Origin of the sequence: Nitrospirillum goiasense (assembly GCF_034427435.1) — a bacterium.
Classification (GTDB): Bacteria; Pseudomonadota; Alphaproteobacteria; order Azospirillales; family Azospirillaceae; genus Nitrospirillum.
The window spans coordinates 496140-512887 of sequence record NZ_JAXQNP010000004.1 but is presented as its reverse complement, the minus strand read 5'-3'; the positions used below and the strand labels follow the sequence as shown (position 1 = coordinate 512887).

General features: G+C 68.7%; 11 protein-coding genes. 3 read left to right on the top strand and 8 right to left on the bottom strand.

All coding sequences use genetic code 11. The annotated features are described in order from the left end of the window. Window positions 1-23 precede the first annotated feature (23 nt). The 5 genes from ULB03_RS24075 to ULB03_RS24055 all read right to left on the bottom strand — a co-directional run bounded on the left by ULB03_RS24075 (window position 24) and on the right by ULB03_RS24055 (window position 8738). A complete protein-coding gene (locus ULB03_RS24075) occupies window positions 24-1511 on the bottom strand; it encodes a S10 family peptidase (RefSeq protein WP_322485621.1) in 1488 nt (495 codons plus the stop codon). Between the two features lie 41 nt (window positions 1512-1552). Continuing rightward, window positions 1553-3670 carry an amidohydrolase family protein gene (locus ULB03_RS24070; protein WP_322485620.1) on the bottom strand — a complete coding sequence of 706 codons (2118 nt, stop codon included), beginning with the start codon at window positions 3668-3670 and terminating at the stop codon, window positions 1553-1555. A gap of 233 nt (window positions 3671-3903) precedes the next feature. After that, window positions 3904-5874, bottom strand: coding sequence for a S9 family peptidase (locus ULB03_RS24065; protein ID WP_322485619.1), 1971 nt, complete (start codon window positions 5872-5874; stop codon window positions 3904-3906). Beyond that, complete coding sequence (locus tag ULB03_RS24060; protein ID WP_322485618.1) at window positions 5852-7342, bottom strand: S10 family peptidase; 1491 nt, start codon at window positions 7340-7342, stop codon at window positions 5852-5854. Before ULB03_RS24060 ends, ULB03_RS24065 begins: the two co-directional genes overlap by 23 nt. 118 nt (window positions 7343-7460) lie before the next feature. Further along, complete coding sequence (locus ULB03_RS24055; protein ID WP_322485617.1) at window positions 7461-8738, bottom strand: aminotransferase class V-fold PLP-dependent enzyme; 1278 nt, start codon at window positions 8736-8738, stop codon at window positions 7461-7463. A 380-nt stretch (window positions 8739-9118) separates the two neighbouring features. Between ULB03_RS24055 and ULB03_RS24050 the strand changes: the two genes are divergently transcribed. From ULB03_RS24050 to ULB03_RS24040, 3 genes are all read left to right on the top strand, one after another. Further along, on the top strand, window positions 9119-11044 hold the full coding sequence (locus ULB03_RS24050; protein ID WP_322485616.1) for an ornithine cyclodeaminase family protein: 1926 nt from the start codon (window positions 9119-9121) through the stop codon (window positions 11042-11044). Window positions 11045-11048: 4 nt separating this feature from the next. Continuing rightward, window positions 11049-11534 (top strand): Lrp/AsnC family transcriptional regulator, encoded by a 486-nt coding sequence (locus tag ULB03_RS24045; RefSeq protein WP_322485615.1) that lies wholly within the window; start codon window positions 11049-11051, stop codon window positions 11532-11534. Between the two features lie 140 nt (window positions 11535-11674). Continuing rightward, window positions 11675-12160, top strand: a complete 486-nt coding sequence (locus tag ULB03_RS24040; protein ID WP_322485614.1) for an Lrp/AsnC family transcriptional regulator — start codon at window positions 11675-11677, stop codon at window positions 12158-12160. Between the two features lie 13 nt (window positions 12161-12173). On the opposite strand, the gene ULB03_RS24035 is transcribed toward ULB03_RS24040, so the two are convergent. The 3 genes from ULB03_RS24035 to ULB03_RS24025 all read right to left on the bottom strand — a co-directional run bounded on the left by ULB03_RS24035 (window position 12174) and on the right by ULB03_RS24025 (window position 16709). Next, complete coding sequence (locus ULB03_RS24035; RefSeq protein WP_322485613.1) at window positions 12174-13631, bottom strand: S10 family serine carboxypeptidase-like protein; 1458 nt, start codon at window positions 13629-13631, stop codon at window positions 12174-12176. Between the two features lie 26 nt (window positions 13632-13657). Next, on the bottom strand, window positions 13658-14860 hold the full coding sequence (locus ULB03_RS24030; RefSeq protein ID WP_322485612.1) for a pyridoxal phosphate-dependent aminotransferase: 1203 nt from the start codon (window positions 14858-14860) through the stop codon (window positions 13658-13660). Between the two features lie 121 nt (window positions 14861-14981). Then, entirely contained in the window at window positions 14982-16709 is a 1728-nt protein-coding gene (locus ULB03_RS24025) for a M61 family metallopeptidase (protein ID WP_322485611.1), read from the bottom strand. Between the last annotated feature and the right edge of the window lie 39 nt (window positions 16710-16748).

The window sequence follows — 16748 nt, the reverse complement described above, 5'->3', positions numbered from 1 at the left end:
GGCGCCCGGCGATTGAGGGAACACTACTGGCTGAGAAACGCGCGCACGTCGCGCGCCAGGGCGGCCCGCGCCTCGTTTCCCAGATAGGGCATGTGGCCCGAGGGGTAGAGATGGGTTTCCGTCCGGTCCTGGGGAACGCCGGCATGGGCCAGGGTGTAGGCGGCGGAGCCCAGGGTGGTCACCAGGTCGTAATAGCCGGCGCCGACCATGACCCGCAGGCGCGGGTTGCGGCGCATGGCGGTGGCCAGGTCCTTGGCGTGGTTGGTTTCGGCGCCGGAGGCCTTGCCGTAATCCCAGCGGGCGTTGACGCTGCGGAAGGAAATGGCCTCGTACGCCTCCGGCACCGTCACGTTCAGGTCGTGACGGACATAGTCGTTGAAGGCGCCGACGAAGCCCGGCACGTACTGGCCCATGGCCGGATCGTCGGCCACCGGGTCCTTGGCGCTGCCCGCCAGCGGCAGGGTGTAACGGCCGTCATAGGCCCCGACCTCCTGCCCCTCCGGCGCCAACAGCTCACGCGCGAAGGTGGTGGTGCTGACGCGCAGGTCGTTGGCCTTGATGACGGCGGGGGACAGGCCGGTGAGCGTGGCGAGTTCCGCTGTCACCGCCTCCCGCTCCGCATCGCCCAGGGCGTTGCCGGCGTATAGGGCCTTCAGGTAGCGGTCGGCGGCGAAGGCCTGGGCGGCGGCAACCTGGCCTTGGGCCGTGCAGCCGGCCGGCCCCTTGTGGTGATAGCAGGCGGTGGCGGCCAAGGTGGGCAGCGCCGTCAGATAGCGCGTGTCCTCACCCGCGGTTCCCGACATGTCCATGGACTGGCCCAGCAGGATGATGCCGTTCAGGGTCATGCCGTCCATGGTGCCGGTCGCCATGGGGCCGCCGGCCAGCAGGCGGGCGACCACGGCGGCGCGGATGGTGCCGTAGCTTTCCGACATGAGGTACTTGGGCGCGTTCCAGCGGTCATGCTCCCGCGTCCAGCGCTCGATGACGTCCACGGTCATCTGCGCGTCCTGCGCCGTGCCGTAATACTGCTCCGGCTTGCCGTCCGGCAGGATGCGGCTGTAGCCGGTGCCGGGTGGATCGATCAGCACGATGTCGGCCACATCCAGCGGGCTGTCGGGGTTGTCGACAGTATGGAAAGGGGGCGTGGTCGGCGGGTGCACCGGGTCGGCGAAATCGACGCGCTTGGGCCCGACGAATCCCATGTGCAGCCACAGGCTGGCGGACCCCGGGCCGCCGTTGAAGACGAACACCACCGGCCGCACGGTGCCCTTGGGCACGTCGGTGCGGATGTAGCTGGTGGTGAAGACGCTGGCTGTCTTCTGCCCGGCCGGATCGGTCAGGATGGTTTCCGCCACCGTCGCCGTATAGCGCAGCTTCCGCCCATTGAAGGTGCCGCTGTGCTCGGAGGTGAATACGCGCGGCGCCCCAGCCGCCTCTGCCGCCAGGGTCTGGCCAGCGGTCAAGCCCGCCAGCACCACCCCCGCCATCAACGCCGTCTTCCACGTGCCCATCGCTGTTCCCCAACCCTTGTTTGTTCTAAAGCCAGTAAGGTTCAGTCGCCCATGTCGTCGTCGTGGCCGCCGCCGAACAGGCCGGGGGCGCCCAGGCTGTCGCCAGGGCCGGTATCCGCCTTGGGCGCCGTGACCGGCGGGGCGTCGGTGAAGGGCTTGATGCTCAGCGACTGGTAGATTTCGCTGGGGTAGTAGATGGCCCCGCCCTTCATCACCAGGCGCGGCTTCTTCACCGCGCGGATGTCCTGGGTGGGGTCGCCGGCGATCAGCACCAGGTCGGCCAGCTTGCCGCGCTCCACCGTGCCCAAATCGCCATGGCCCATGTATTCCTCGGGCGACAGGGTGGACAGGCGCAGCACCTCTGCCGGGCTGATGCCGGCCAGGGTGTACAACTCCATCTCCCGGTGCACGGTGAAGCCGGTGACGTCGTCCGTGCCCGGCAGCAGGCGGATGCCCTTGTCGTGCAGCAGCTTCAGCGTCGCCAGCACCTTGGCGAAGGCCTTCACATAGGCCTGATCGTCGGCCGGCGACTTCAGGGGCACGAAGGTGCGCTTGCGATAGCGCTGATAGCCGATGGGCATGTTGTCGAGGTAATCGACATCGCCCGGCGGGGTGACGCCGGCGCGGCTCAGCATCAGGCGTTCCAGGATGACGACGGTGGGGTCGTGGGCGATGTGCCCTTCCTCCATCAGTTTCACCGTCGCCTGCACGGGCGCCGAGTTCAGGTCCAGGTCGGCCGCCCGCGCCATGGCTGTCAGGCGCAGGGGCGTGCGGGTGTCCTCCTCCGGCTTCAGCAGCCAGCCCAGCATCAACTGGTTGATGTGGGTGATCTCGCTGTAGCCGTCCTTGATGCAGCGGTCGGGCGTGTCGAAGGCCGGCACATGGCCGGTGACGGTCATGCCGCGCTTGTGCGCCTCCTCCGCGATGGGGCGCACCCAGTCGGGCGTCATGGAGTTGTAGATCTTGATCTGGAAATAGCCGCGGTCGGCATACCAGTCCACGGCCTTGACGGCGTCGGTCACCGTTTCCGGGATGATGCCGAAGCGGGCGGAATAGGGGCTGCGGCCTTCCAGGAAGCCGTTGGGCGTGATGCGCGGGCCCGCCAGTTCCCCGGCTTCGATGCGGGGCATCAGGTCTTGCAGGAAGGCGTTGTCGTTGCCCATGTCCCGCGTCTCGGTGACGCCGGCGGCCAGGTAGAACAGCCCGGAATCGAGCGTGGTGTGGGAATGCATGTCGTGCAGGCCCGGCATCAGCGTGCCGCCCTGCCCGTCCACGATCACTTGGTCGTCAGTCGGGGCGCCATCCTGCTCCGCTGGCAAGACGGCGGTGATGCGGTCGCGCAGCACGATGACGGTGGACAGGCCGCCCAGCGTGCCCGTGCGCGGATCGAAGACATGAACGTTACGGATGCGCACCGGTTGGCTGTAGCGGTGGGCCAGCGCCTTCTGCCTATCCCGCGCCAGGGTGCGCTCGGCGTCAGCGCCCAGGGCCTGGATGGCGTGCGCCTCCTTCTCGTGACCCTGGCGGATGGTCAGGTAGTGGCCGCCGAAGGTGGCGAACAGGCGGCCCGCCCTGTCCAGCAGCACGTAGTCCGGCTGCAGGTTCACGCCCTCGATACGGTAGAGCGTCAGGGGCACGGCGTCCTTGCCCTGGCCCAGCGTGGTGGCCTTGACCTTGAGCAGGCGCATGGTGCCGGCGGGCAGCAGCGGCAGGCTGTTGCCCGGCGCCTTCAGCAGGGCCCGGGCATAGACGCCCAGGGCCCAGGGGCTGTCGTCGTTGACGACATACAGCGGCGCCTTGGCCGCCGACACGGTGCCTGTGTCCGCCTGGCTGGTCCAACGCGCCTGGCCGCCCTCCCAGGTGTAGCTCTCATTGACGCCGCCCCCCATCAGCGAGGTGCCGGCCACCGTCCAACGGGTGGGGATGCCGCCCGCGCCGATGGTGAGAGTCTCCTTGTGCTTCGGGCCGCGGCCGTTGTCGTCGACGTAATAGTCGACGCTGACCGAGGCGCCATCGGTGACGCCGGTGACGGTGCCGATGCTCTCCCCATTCTGGATGATGGCGAATTTCTCGGTGACGGGGGCGGCCTGCGCCCCGGCGGCCGCGCCCATGGCCAGGGCCAGCATGGCCGCCTGGGCCGTCCAGGCGCCGGCTGCCACACGGCTTGGGCGACGGCTGGGGGAACGCGCTTTTTCATGCCCGGTGCTCCTGCTTTTCCCATCGGGCCCTTATCGGCCCGGACCCGGCCCGGGGATCGCCCAGGCCGGAATTCCCTGTGTTGGCAAAAGCCTATCGCGGGCCTGCGGGATAGATTATGCCGATATGGGGGGAACAGGACGGGGGCCGCATAAACTATGCCGCCCTGGCGCCACTTCCGGCATAGCGGTGCCGGTCAAGGTTGCGCCCCGCCATGGGCGCCGGCAGCGCCGCCGGTGGGGCCGATGTGCCGTTCGAACCAGTCGATGGTGCGGCGGTTCAAATCCTCGATGTTTTCCGCCTTTTGCATGACGTGGCCTTCATCGGCGTAGACGACGAAGCTGGTCTCCACGCCCAGGGCGCGCAGCGCGTGCCAGAACTCCCGCGTCTGCATCACCGGGGTTTCGATGTCGCGCTCCCCGACATGCAGCAGGGTGGGCGTCTTCACGGCGCGGACGTGCCGGATGGGCGACAGCCGGTCGTAAATCTCTGGATCCTCGTACGCCGACGCGCCGAAGAAGGGAATCATCCAGCGGTCGATGCCGTTCTGGCCGTAATAGGAATACCAGTCCGACAAGCCGGCGCCGATGGCGGCGGCCTTGAAGCGCTGGGTCTGGGTGATGGCCCACATGCTCATGAATCCGCCATAGCTGCGGCCGAAGATCATCAGCCGCGCGTCGTCGATGGGGGCTTGCGCTTCCGCCCTGTCGATGCCGGTCATGATGTCGCGCAGGTCGCCGCCGCCGAAGTCGCGGATGTTGGCGCGGGTGAACGCCTCCCCCTGGCCGAAGCTGCCGCGCGGGTTGGGCAGGAACACGGCATAGCCGGCCTTGGCGAAGGCGGCCATGATGTCGCCCCAGACGAAGCGCGGCGTGTGCGCGGCGGAGGGGCCGCCGTGGATGTTCACCACCATGGGCCGTTTGGCGCCGTCCGCCACCGGCGTCCTGGGCGTCACCAGCCAGCCCTGGACGGCCATGCCATCGTTCTGCCAGGTGAGGTCGGTGACGGTGACCAGCGGCGCCAGGGCGTCGTTGTCATGGGTGATGGCGGCCAGATCGCCGAGGCGGCCGTATTCGATGCGGGGGCCGAAATCGAAACCCTCGGCCACCCAGGCGGCGCGGGTGCCGGCACGGTCCAGCGCCACGCGGCCATCGCCGGCGTTGCGGGTGGCCGGCGCCGTCCTGACCTCGGTGACGGTGCCCTTGGCAGGGTCGACCACGGCGCTGCCCGTCCCACCACCGACCGTGACGCCCGCCACCAGGCGGCTGCCGCGCCACGCCAGCGAGGTGAGCGTGCCGGCATAACCGGCGGTCACGTCCTTGGGCTGCCCGCCTTGGAAAGGCACGGTGTAGACATCACCCCCGAAGGAGCCGAAGTCGCTCATCAGCCCACCGATGAAGGCCACGGTCTTGCCATCGGGCGAGATGCGGGGAAAGGCGATCTGGGTCTGCGGGGCGGCGATGACCCGAGCGGAGCCGTCGCGGCCGAAGGCCCGCAGGCTGGCGATCCACCAGTTGTTGTCGCCATTGCCCTCCGCCGCCGTGGCGACGAAGCCCTGGCCATCCGGCGTCCAATCGTACTCGTAGACGTAGGTCCGATCCGGGCTGACCAGTTTCACCGCGCCGCTGGCCACCGTTACGATGGCGATGCGCTGGACATCGTCGCCCTCGCCCTGCTCGCCCACCTGCCGGGCGCCGGCCTGGGTGGCACCCGCTTCCTTCTTGGCGTTCTCCGTCACCAGCAGGGCGATTTCCCGGCCATCCGGCGACCAGCGCGGCGTGTGGGCCAGCCCCTGGAGGGCGGCCAAGGGGCGCGCGGTGGCGCCATCCAAGAGGTACAGCACCGCCTGCCCGCCGGCACTGCCGACGAAGGCCAGCGTCTTGTCGTCCGGGGACCAGGCGGGGTTGCCATAGCGGCAGGAGTTGCAGGGGTCAACCTTCAGCGCCACCGCGCCGTCCGCGCCGCGTACCACCACCGCGCCGTGGCCGGCGCTGCCCGCGCCTTCCGCCTTGTCGGCCTCAACCACGGCCAGGCGTTTGCCGTCGCCCGACAGGGTCAGGCCGGAATATTGGTGCAGGTTTTCCGCCCGCGCCCCCGCCGCCAACGTCACGCCGATGGCCGTTGCCGCCGCCAGCACCCGGCGATCAGCGCCCCACCAAAAAACCATGCATCATCTCCTGCATCCGACCCTGCCCCGCTTCCCCGTCGAAGGGGCTGTGACCCGCATCGAAGGCGGCAACGGTCACGCGGTCAAGAGGAATGCCCGCCCGCTCGATGGCATAGCGGGCGGACAGCAGCGGCACGGCCAGGTCGTAATAGCCGCCGACCAGCAGCAGGCGGGTCTTGGGCTGGGCCCGCATCACGGGCGCGATGGCGGGCGCGGCGTTGAGGTAGAACCCATCCTCGCGCTTGGCTGGCCTGAAGTCCCAACCGAAGTTCACGTCCAGGGTCAGGGACACATAGTCGCGATCCACCGGCACGTTCAGCTCATGCTTGAAGTAATCGGTGGCGACGGCGGAGGTGATGACATTGCTGGACCCCAAGCCCAGTGCCGGGTCCTTGGCGGCGGCTGGGCGGTCGGCGGGCGCATCCTTGGGGGCCGCACCGGTGACGCGGCCGTCCAGGCGGCCCACCACCAAGCCCTGGTCGGCCAGCAGCGTTTCCAGGAAGGTCTGGGTGCCGATGCGCAGACCTGATTCGGCAATGGTCTGGGCGGGCAGGCCGATCAGGTCGCTCAGGCGGGCGGCCACGGCGTCGCGTTCCGCCGCCGGCAGCCGTCCGCCCTTCAGCAGCGCCAGGGCGTAGGGCCCCTCGGCATAGTCGGCGGCGATCTGGAACACCTGGTCCGGCGTCTGGGCGTCGATCTTGGCGCGGCCGTGCTTCCAGGCCGTCACCGCCATGGCCGGCAGCGCGAAGATGTAAGGCAGGTCGTTGCCGGGGGCCTCCGCCGTCGCCGTGAAGTCCAGGGCGGGGGAAATGAGGATCAGGCCGGCGATGGGCAGGTCACCCGCGAACTTCATCATCGTGGCCAGGCGGAAGCCGCCATAGCTTTCCCCGGCGATGTAGACGGGGGACCCGGCGCGGCCCTGATCGCGCAGCCAGTCGCGGATCAGTCCCAGCACCGCCTGGGCATCGCCGTCAGCGTTCCAATAGGGGTGGCCATCGCCGCCGGGCAGCACACGGCTGAAGCCGGTCCCCACGGGATCGATGAACACCAGGTCGGCATCCGCCAGCAGGCTGTGCGGATTGTCGGCCAGGACGCGCTTGCCCTCCGCCGTCTTGACGATGCTGCGCGGACCGAAGGCGCCGAAATGCAAGGGCGAGGACGAGGCGCCGGGCCCGCCGTTGAACACGAACAGCACCGGCCTCGTCTTCACCACCGGGCTCGCCACATAGGCGGTGGCGGACAGGGTGGCCAAGGGCTTGCCGCCGTCGTCCTTCAGCACGGTTTCCGCGAAGGTGGCGGTGTAGCGCACCGTCTTGCCATTCAGCATGATGCCATGCGGCGTCGTCACCGGGCCCAGAACCGGCCCGGCGATCTCCGGCACGGGCACGCCTTGGGCGCCGGCCAATCCAGGGGTGGCCATAGGCATCAGGGCCAGCCCCGCCACGACACACCGCATCAGCCCGCGCATGATAATCCCCCAGCCACCGGCGGGCGGGGACGATGGCTCGTCACCCGCCAAGCCGACTTTTTATAATGAACCCAACTGCCAAAACTCTCTTTTTAACAGGCCACCTGAACGCACGACCTTAGGCGTGACCGACTGCGGCGAGCAGCCGGTCGATATCGGTGTGGTCGTTGAACACCGAAGGGGTGACGCGGAAGCGGTTGGCGCTGACCGTCATCTTGATCTTGGCCGCCGCCAGCTTCGGCCCCAGCTTCTCCCGCGCGCTCTCATAGGCGCAGGTGACCAGGGGCGTGGTGCTCTCGGGCGGGGTCATCAGGCTGTAGCCCAGCTTGGGCAGTTCCCGCTTCAGCCGGTTGATCAGGTCCTGGGCATGCGCCTGGATGGCCGACACGCCCACGCCCAGGATGTAATCCAGGGAGTGGTCCAACTGGGCGATGACCGTATGGGCGTGGGTGCCGTGGGCGAAGGTGCCCTCCGCCGTGTCGGCGTAGGCATAGTCGGCGATCATGTCGCCCGGCGGCCCACTGGGCGTATCGAAGGGATAGACGTGCGGCTTGAACGCGCTCATCCCGTAATAGCCGTATTCGGTGCGGGTCAGCAGGGCGCGCGCGGCCTTGGTGCCGTAGATGAAGCCCAGGCCGAAATCGCCCATCAGCCATTTGTAGCTGGCGCAGGCGGAGAAATCGACGCCGCTGCCCTTCAAATCCACCGGCACGCAGCCGGCAGCGTGGATGATGTCGGCATAGACCAGGGCACCGTGGGCATGCGCCAGGTTGCACACCGCTTTCAGGTCGTGCTGGAAGCCGTTGATGGTGGAGACCAAAGACAGGGCCACCAGTCGGGTGTCCTTGCGGATGGCCCGCTTCAGGTCGTCCAGCAGGATGCGGCCGTCCTTGGGCTCCACCCACGTGACCTCCACCCCATGGCGCTGCATTTCCTCATACAGCGGCAGGGAGCCGAAGAAGTGCAGCGTGTCGGTGACGATGTGGCCACCCGATTGGGGCAAGCCCAGGCCACGCAGCACCATCTGCTCCCCCGCCGTGGTGCTTTGCACATAGGCGATGTCGTCGGGATCGGCATTGACCAGGCGGGCGAACTTCTCCCGCACGCCGTCGTCCGGCAGGTCATAGTGCGCAGCGGCCGGGTCCAGCATGCGCTTGGACAGGTAGGTATCGACGGCGGCCCGGGCGCCGATGCTGACGGGATGCTGTGATCCGGAGTCCAGGTAGACCCCCTCGCCCGCCAGGAACGACGATTTGTCGGGCAGCTGTCGAGGCAGCGTGGATTTCCCCTGGGCAGGCGCCGATTGCGCCGCCGCGCCGGCCGGCACGATATCAACCATGGTCAAGGTACCAGCGGACAGGGTGCCAGCGGCCAGCATCACGTCCCTGCGCGTCATTTTCATCCATAACATCCACGGCTGGTGGGGGCGCCAAGGCAAGGCAGACCGGCCTTAAATCCAAGGGGATGTTAGCTGACTGCGCGGGGGCTTTTTTGGCGAAGTTGCCGGCGTTTGCGCCATGGTTGGGAAATTTTTGTCGGTCGCCGCGCGGTCAGCGCATGGATATACCCACGTCCCATCCTCGCCCCTGACAACGGCAAGGCCGGGTGCGGTGCTTCTGACCCGGTTTTAAGTGATGCACGCATAAAAATATCCGTCATTCGACCGTGTTGTGAAAATATTACCGGCCCATGGTGCATCGCCCCCCGAACTTCGGAAAGATAATTCCCAGTCGGTCCCGTAAGGTGAATCGGAACAGGATGACAGGGAAGACACCTATGGATACCGCGCCGTCCGCCCTTGCCGTTTTCGATGCCGCCGCCGTGCGCGCCAGCCTCAGCATGGAGGCCGCCATCACCGCTGTGCGCGGCGCCATGGTGGCGCTCAGCACCAGCGGTGTGCGCCAGCAGTTGCGCAGCTTCATCGGCCTGGGCCCCGGCCGCACCTTCGCCATCATGCCGGCGGCCTTCGTGGGCGGCGAGCGGCCCGGCTATTTCGGTGCCAAGCTGGTCAGCGTCTACACCGACGGCCACGGCGGCAAGGCGCATGAGGGGCTGGTGGTGCTGTTCGATGGCGCCAGCGGCCGTCCCGTCTGCCTGGCGGATGCGGCGGAGGTCACGGCCATCCGCACGGCCGCGGCCAGCGCCATCGCCACCGACGCGCTGGCCCGGCCGGATGCCGACACCCTGGCCCTGGTCGGCGTCGGCCGCCAGGCCCTGGCGCATGCCCTGGCGCTGAAGACCGTCCGTCCTCTGCGCCATATCCGTGTCTGGGGCCGCACGCCGGCGAAGGCCCAGGCGTTCGCGGCGGCGGTCCAGGCCGCCACGGGCATCGACACCCAGGCCTATGACAGCGTGGCGGAGACGGTGGCCCAGGCCGCCATCGTCTGCACTGTCACCGCCGCCGCCGATCCCATCCTGTTGGGCGCATGGATCGCCCCCGGCACCCATGTCAACGTCGTGGGCTCTAGTGGTCCCGCCCAGGCGGAGGTCGATACCGCCCTGGTGGCCGCCAGCCGCCTCATCGTTGACCATCGGGAGCATGTGCTGGCCCATGGCGGGGAGTTCCTGCGCGCCAAGGCCGCCGGCGTCATCGGCGATGATCATATCGCGGCGGAGATCGGCGCCGTGCTGGCGGGCCAGGCGCCGGGCCGGCAGACGGCGGAGCAGATCACGCTCTACAAGTCCCTGGGCCACGCCGTGCAGGATTTGGCCGTGACGGCCTGGCTGTATGAGCATACCCCCCGCCCCGCCGCCCCGTCCCTGCGCATCGTCGATGGGCACGCCGTGGCGGCGCGCCTGGACTACGGCACCTGCATCCCCCTCGTGCGCCAGGCCATGACGGCCCTATCGCGGGGCGAAACGCAGCAGTTGCCCCGCGGCGTGCTGCCCCTGGACCAGGGCCACCTGTTCGGCGTCATGCCCGGCGCGCTCAACGGCGGACCCTTCGGGGCCAAGCTGGTGGCGGTGTTCCCGGACAATTTCGATAGGGGCCTGCCCTCGCACCAGGGCGTCATCGTGCTGTTCGACCGCGACAGCGGCCGGCCCCTGGGCGTGGTCGATGGTGGCGAGGTCACGGCCATCCGCACGGCGGCGGCCAGCGCCGTCGCCACTGACGCGCTGGCGCGGCCGGACGCCCAGACTCTGGCCCTGTTGGGCTATGGCGAGCAGGCCCTGACCCATGCCCGGGCCATCGCCAAGGTGCGCCGGCTGAGCCGCGTCACCGTCTGGGGCCGAAGCGCCAGCCGTGCCGCCGCCTTCGCTGCGCGGCTGGGGCAGGAGCTTGGCCTGCCCGTGCGCGCCGCCACCAGCGCGCAGGAGGCTGTGGTGGATGCCGACATCATCTGTACCGTCACGGCCGCCAAGGAGCCCATCCTGTGCGGTGCCTGGGTGCCGCCGGGCACCCATGTCAACGTCGTAGGGTCCAGCATCGCCGGCCCGGCGGAGGTGGATCACGACCTGGTGATCCGGTCGCGCTTCATCGCCGACTGCCGGGAGCATGTGCTGCGCCAGGGGGCGGAATTCCTGCGCGCCAAGGCGGCTGGCCTCATCGGTGACGCCCATGTCGCCGGGGAGATCGGGGAGGTGCTGGCCGGCCAGGTCGAGGGCCGTCAGTCGGCGGAGCAGGTGACGCTCTACAAGTCCCTAGGCCACGTGGTCCAGGATCTGGCTGCCGCCTGGCCCTTGCTGGCCAAGAAGGACTGATGCCATGGCGACCGCCGACCTCGACGCCATCGACATGAAGATCCTGACCCACATGCAGCGCGACGCCTCGCTGACCACGGCGGAGCTGGCGGAGCGGGTGGGCATCTCGCAGTCCCCCTGCTGGCGCCGGGTGCAGCGCCTGCATGACGAGGGCTACATCACGTCCCAGGTGGTGCTGGTGGACCGGCAGAAGCTGGGCTTCGACATGACCATCTTCGCCCAGGTGAAGATCGCCCGCCTGTCGGAGGCGGAGCGGGAGACCTTTTTCCGCGGCATCCAGAACATCCCCGAGGTGATGGAGTGCTACACCGTCTTCGGTGAGATGGACGCGTTGTTGAAGATCGTGGCGCCGGACGTCCGGTGGTATCAGGAGTTCATCTTCAACACCCTGATGAAGCTGCCGGGGGTGGAGGACATCCGGTCCATCGTCACCCTGTCGGAGGCCAAGAACACCACGGCCATCCCGCTGACGCCCCGCACGTTTCAATAAAGGGGGCGCTCCCCACCGGACATGGACCTGAGGGGCGAAGCGGCACTATCGGCGACAGGCCGCAGGCGGTAGATTTATGCCCGGCAGGGGCGCGAAACCCCATGGGCGATGCGATAAATGAACAGGGGACCACATAGGATATGCCGGCTGCGGAACTCGACGCCATCGACATGAAAATCCTGACGCTGTTGCAGCGTGACGCGTCGCTGACCACGGCGGAACTGGCGGAAAAGGTTGGGATTTCCCAGTCCCCCTGCTGGCGCCGCATCCAGCGCCTGCAGGGCGAGGGCTATATCAAGGGCCAGGTGGTCATCGTCGACCGGGAGAAGCTGGGCTTCCACATGCAGATCTTCGCCCAGGTGAAGATGGCCCGGCTGTCGGACGAGGAACGCCAGACCTTTTTCCGGGGGGTGGAGACCATCCCGGAGATCCTTGAGTGCTATACGGTATTCGGGGAAATGGACATCCTGATGAAGGTCGTGGCGCCGGACGTCAAATGGTACCAGGAGTTCATTTTCAACAGCCTGATGAAGCTGCCCGGCGTTCAGGACATCCGGTCCATCGTCACCCTGTCGGAGGCCAAGAGCACCACGGCGGTGCCGCTGAAGCCCCGCACGTTCCAATGAATAAAATTACCCTTCAGTGCGCAGGGGCGATGAACTGGCCGAGATCGGCGCTGAGACGCACGCGGGCCTCGGTGTCGCGGTACATCATGTGGCCGCCGCCATAGCAATGGATGGACAGCCGCGCGGCCAGCCCTGGCGCCAGCCGGGTCTTCAGCGCCTCATTGGCGGCGCAGCTGTTCAGGCTGTCGTACAGCCCGGCGGCGGCGAAAACGCGCAGCTTGGGGTCCATGTCCATGGCGCGGCGTATCCACGGTTCGGCGCCGGGCGGTCCCTCCCCGGCTTGGGCCGCCGCCATGGCGGCGGCGAAGGCGGCGGGCGAGGTGTCGCCGGAATTGTAGTCCCACTGTTCGCCCACCGGCGTGGCCGTGGCGTCGGTGTCCTTCTCCAGCCCCAGGTAAGGCAGGTCGGTGCGATAGCCCAGGGTTTCGCGCAGATAGCGGACCATGACGGGGCCGTTCGCCGGTGCCGCCTCACCCTGCCCCGCTGGCCGGCTGATGCGCATGTCAAAGGTGTCCAGCCGCTGGCCCGGCAGCAGGTCGGTCAGGAATTGCCGGGAGGAGACGGCGAGCGTTCCCTTGTCGACCAGGGATGGGTCCAGGCCCATGTGGCGGGCCACATCCTGCGCCAGCATCGACCGCGCCGGCTCGTCAAGATCACCGGGATGGGCGAGCGCCGGGGCATAGGTCCGTGTCGCCCAGGCGCTGGCGGCCTCGGCCGTGGCCGCCGGGTCCGCCCCCGCCAGGCTGGCCGGCAGCCGGCCATGGACCTGGGCGGCGGCGGCGCGGCCAGGGATCTTCAGCGCCGTCGCCAGTTCCTTGGGCAGCACCGGTCCCACCGGAATGCCGCCCGAAATCAGGACGACGCCCGCGACCGCGCGGCCCCGCTTCTCCAGCGCCTCCGCCACGCCGGCGGCCCGCCAGACGCCATAGCTTTCCCCCACCAGGTAAACGGGCGTTTCAGCGCCGGCATGCCGGGCCATCCAGGCCTGGACGAAATCGGTAATGGCGGCGATGTCGCCCAGGGTGCTGTAGAAGCGCTGGCCGTCGTCGGCGGTCGCCGGGCGGCTGAAGCCGGTGCCCACGGGATCGACGAACACCAGGTCGCTGTCGGCCAGCAGGGTCTGGGCGTTGTCCACCAGCCCGTCGCCCTCCAGCCGCTTGGGCCCGAAGGCCTCGAAATGCAGCAGGGTCGCATTGGCGCCGGGGCCACCGTTCCACAGGAAGGTGACGGGCCGCACCCGCCCGCCCTGGTTCGGCACGCGATAGGCGACGTAGAACACATGCCCCCGGACCACGCCTTGCGCATCCGTGAGATCCAGCGTCGCCGCCTCGGCCGTGTAGCGCAGAGGCTTGCTCGCCACGATGATCTGCTGGGCGATACCGCCTGGTGCCGCCGGGCGATCCTGGCTGGCGCATCCGATGACCAGAGACAGGGCCATCGCGCCCACCCCCGCCCGCATCACCGATCGCATACCCGCCCCCTTCCCCTCTTGATCCGTCAACGGTTCCGCCAGGCGCGCAGGCCCGCGTGCAGGCGGCCCAACCCCCTATCCAGCGTCGCGGCATCACCGGCGTAACCCAGCCGCACATGTCCCGCCAAACCGAAATACTCGCCCGGCGCCACCAGCAGGTCAGCCTGGTTCCACAGGTGGCGTGTCAGCGCCCAGGTGTCCGCCACCCCGACGATGCGGGGGAAGTAGAGACAGCCGGATGCGGGCACCGCGCCCTCGATCAGTCCATCCTTTTGCATGGCGTCGGCGTGCCGGCGCAGCACCGCCGTCGTGGCGGTCATGACCGCCTGCCAGTGCCGGTCGAAGGTATCCGCGTTTTCCAGCACATGGGCGGCCACGGCATGCGCCAGCTTGGACACGCCCACGTCCCCCTCCGGCTGCCGGGCGCGGATACGGGCCAGCACGGCCGGGTCCGCCACCATCCAACCGCATTTGAGCGCGAACAGGCCGAACACCTTGGTCAGGCTGGCCAAGCTGATGATGTTGGGCGCCAGCTTGGCCGCCAACCCGGCCGAGGGGCGGCGGGCGAAGTCGCCATAGACCTCGTCCACCACCAGCAGGGCGCCCACGCGGGCCGCCGCCCGCGCCACGGCCGTCAGGGTGGCGTGGTCCAGGCAGGTGCCCGTGGGGTTGTGGGGATTGGTCAGGATGACCAGGCGGGTGTCGGGCGTCAGTTGGGCAGCCACCCGGGCCGGATCGACCCCGAAGTCCGGTGCCGGACGCTCCAGGTCATCCACCACCGCGCCGGCCTCCAGCGCCAGGTTGGACAGGATTTTAAACCCGGGGTTCTCGATCAGCACGCGCTCACCCGGCTTGACCAGCGCGCGCAGGATCAGTTGCAGGCCGCCGGTGACGCCGGTGACGGTCTGCAACCGTTCCGGCGTTTCGCCGTAGCGGGCGCAGAGCGCCTCCACCAGGAAGCGGTTGCCGTTGGCGAAGACGCTGACGTAGCGGCTGCCGAACCGCGGCTCGCCCTCGCCCGAGGGGATGACCAACGCCTTGGCCACCAACTCCGCCAGCAGGCCGGACGGTTCGCTGATGGTGCTGTCATACAGGGCGATGGCGTTGGGCCGGCTGGCCATCGCGTGCAGGGACCCGCGCACCCAGTCGGCATAATGGGTGGCCGCGAAGAAGTCGCCGCCGGGCTGGGCGGCGGGCGCGGATCCAACAGGCGTACCGGCAGATTTCAAGGCGTGCTTCCTATCCGGGCAAGGCAGCGCGGGACCTCGCGATGCCTGAATTCTAGTCGACTTGGCGGGTTCTTTTTTGCGTATGCCCGGCGCATGAGGGGTGCCCGTGGCTAGTTTATGCTCAGCCACATGTCGCTGGCGCACCGGGGCGCCGGCCCCACTGGTAAGCCTCCACCGTCTCTCCCCTTGGCAGGTAGGTGATCGGGAAGACCTGGCCGTCGCGCCGGACCTGCAGCGTCAGGGTGGCGTGCTGGTCGCCCTGGATCATGTCCTGGGGCACCGGGCGCACGATCTCATCCCCCTCCCGCAGGCCGGCCGCCGCCGCCGCCGAGCCGGGGATCAGGCCGCGCACGACGCGCTTGGGCTGGATCAGCACCTCCGGCTCGAACCCCAGCTGATAGCGGCGCAAGGGAGCGGTGGTACGGGTGAAGCAGGGGCCGAAGGCGTCGTCCCCCGGCAGAACCAGGGCGCCGTTCAGCATGGCGTCCAGTTCCACCTTGCCGCGCGGCCCCAGCTCGCGGGTGATGATTTCCACCCAGGCGGCGTGATCCATCGGCCGGCCATGCCGGCGCCGGTCGAGCATGGCCAGGATCAGGTCATCCAGTGAGCGCTTGCCACGGCTGGCCTTGCGCACCTCTTCATCCACCAGGGCGAAATACAGGGCGCCCCGGTCGTAAGGCAGCACGCGGATGCGGGTATCGGCCCAAAAGCGCGCCGGGATGTCACGGTTGGGCGTGCCGTTCAGGGCGTTGGTGTAATAGCGGCCGGCGGTGCTGTTCAGGTCCGCCAGGAATTCCTCGGGCGTGACCATGCCGGCCCGCAGCGGCAGGCGGTTCTGGTAATAGACGGCGATGCCTTCGCTGAACCACGACGATTCCAGCCCCTGCGCCGCGTCGTCCGGCGCGGTATCCAGCGACCGCACGAAGGTGTGCACCATCTCGTGCGCGAGGGTGAACTTGAAGTCCTTGACGTCGGTCTTCTGGTCGAAGGTGCCGATGAAGGCGCCGTTCAGTTCAACGCCACCGCCCGCGTTCACCAGGTTGGGCCGCAGGAACACGCCATAAGGCCGCGCGCCTGAGTCTTTGAAATAGCCCAGGTAATGGTGGTACAGCCCCTCCGTCCACTGCATCAGCGCCTTGCCATCGAACGGGGGCGTGCCCTGCCAGGCGGAGAAGAAGCCTTGGGCGGGCGTGCCGGCGGGGGCGGCCTCGGGATAGCGGTGGATGGCGCCGCCCATGAAGTAGGTGGCGCCCAGGGTCTCCCCGTCCGACGCCTCGGTGGAGGCCACGTCCCCCACGCCGAAATTGGAGACGCCCGCGGCACCAGGACCGGCGGCCGACAGATCCCAGTGGACCCTCAGGCCGTAGGCCGCCGCGGAGTCCGGCATGATGAGGAAGGTCGCGGCGGCGCCGGAGAAGCCACCGCCGTCGGTGCGCAACTCCAGGGGTGGTGCCGCACCGCGCGGATTGGCCTGCGTGGTGATGGGCGCGCGATACCGCACGGTCAGCGTACCCTGGACCGGCCGCGCCGCCGTCCAGTGGCTATAGGCCCGGGTGGGCGTGTCGGCATCGTCTTTGGTGGTCAGCGCCACCGGGCCGGCGCTATCGCTGGCCGTCAAGTCCGTCAGCGTTTCGGCCACGCTCTGCACGTTGTCGGCCACCAGCGGCAGGCGCAGCAGCGGCGCGCCGGCCGCGACCGCCATAGAGGGGATTTCGACCGTGACATCGACGAAGGGCACGGTGCCCTCTCCCCCCGCGCCGGTCACCGGTGCCGGCTTCAGCGTCACCGTCAGTTGCGGCGATGCCGCCAGCGCCACCGATGCTGCGGACAGGGCCAGCAGCGCCGTCATTCCACCTATCGTCAAATGCCGCATCATCCCTACCCTTTT

Coding starts and splice junctions, on each gene's coding strand:
- ULB03_RS24075 (WP_322485621.1), bottom strand. CDS start 1,511: ATGGGCACGTGGAAGACGGCGTTGATGGCGGGGGTGGTGCTGGCGGGC.
- ULB03_RS24065 (WP_322485619.1), bottom strand. CDS start 5,874: ATGGTTTTTTGGTGGGGCGCTGATCGCCGGGTGCTGGCGGCGGCAACG.
- ULB03_RS24060 (WP_322485618.1), bottom strand. CDS start 7,342: ATGCGCGGGCTGATGCGGTGTGTCGTGGCGGGGCTGGCCCTGATGCCT.
- ULB03_RS24055 (WP_322485617.1), bottom strand. CDS start 8,738: ATGACGCGCAGGGACGTGATGCTGGCCGCTGGCACCCTGTCCGCTGGT.
- ULB03_RS24050 (WP_322485616.1), top strand. CDS start 9,119: ATGGATACCGCGCCGTCCGCCCTTGCCGTTTTCGATGCCGCCGCCGTG.
- ULB03_RS24045 (WP_322485615.1), top strand. CDS start 11,049: ATGGCGACCGCCGACCTCGACGCCATCGACATGAAGATCCTGACCCAC.
- ULB03_RS24040 (WP_322485614.1), top strand. CDS start 11,675: ATGCCGGCTGCGGAACTCGACGCCATCGACATGAAAATCCTGACGCTG.
- ULB03_RS24035 (WP_322485613.1), bottom strand. CDS start 13,631: ATGCGATCGGTGATGCGGGCGGGGGTGGGCGCGATGGCCCTGTCTCTG.
- ULB03_RS24025 (WP_322485611.1), bottom strand. CDS start 16,709: ATGACGGCGCTGCTGGCCCTGTCCGCAGCATCGGTGGCGCTGGCGGCA.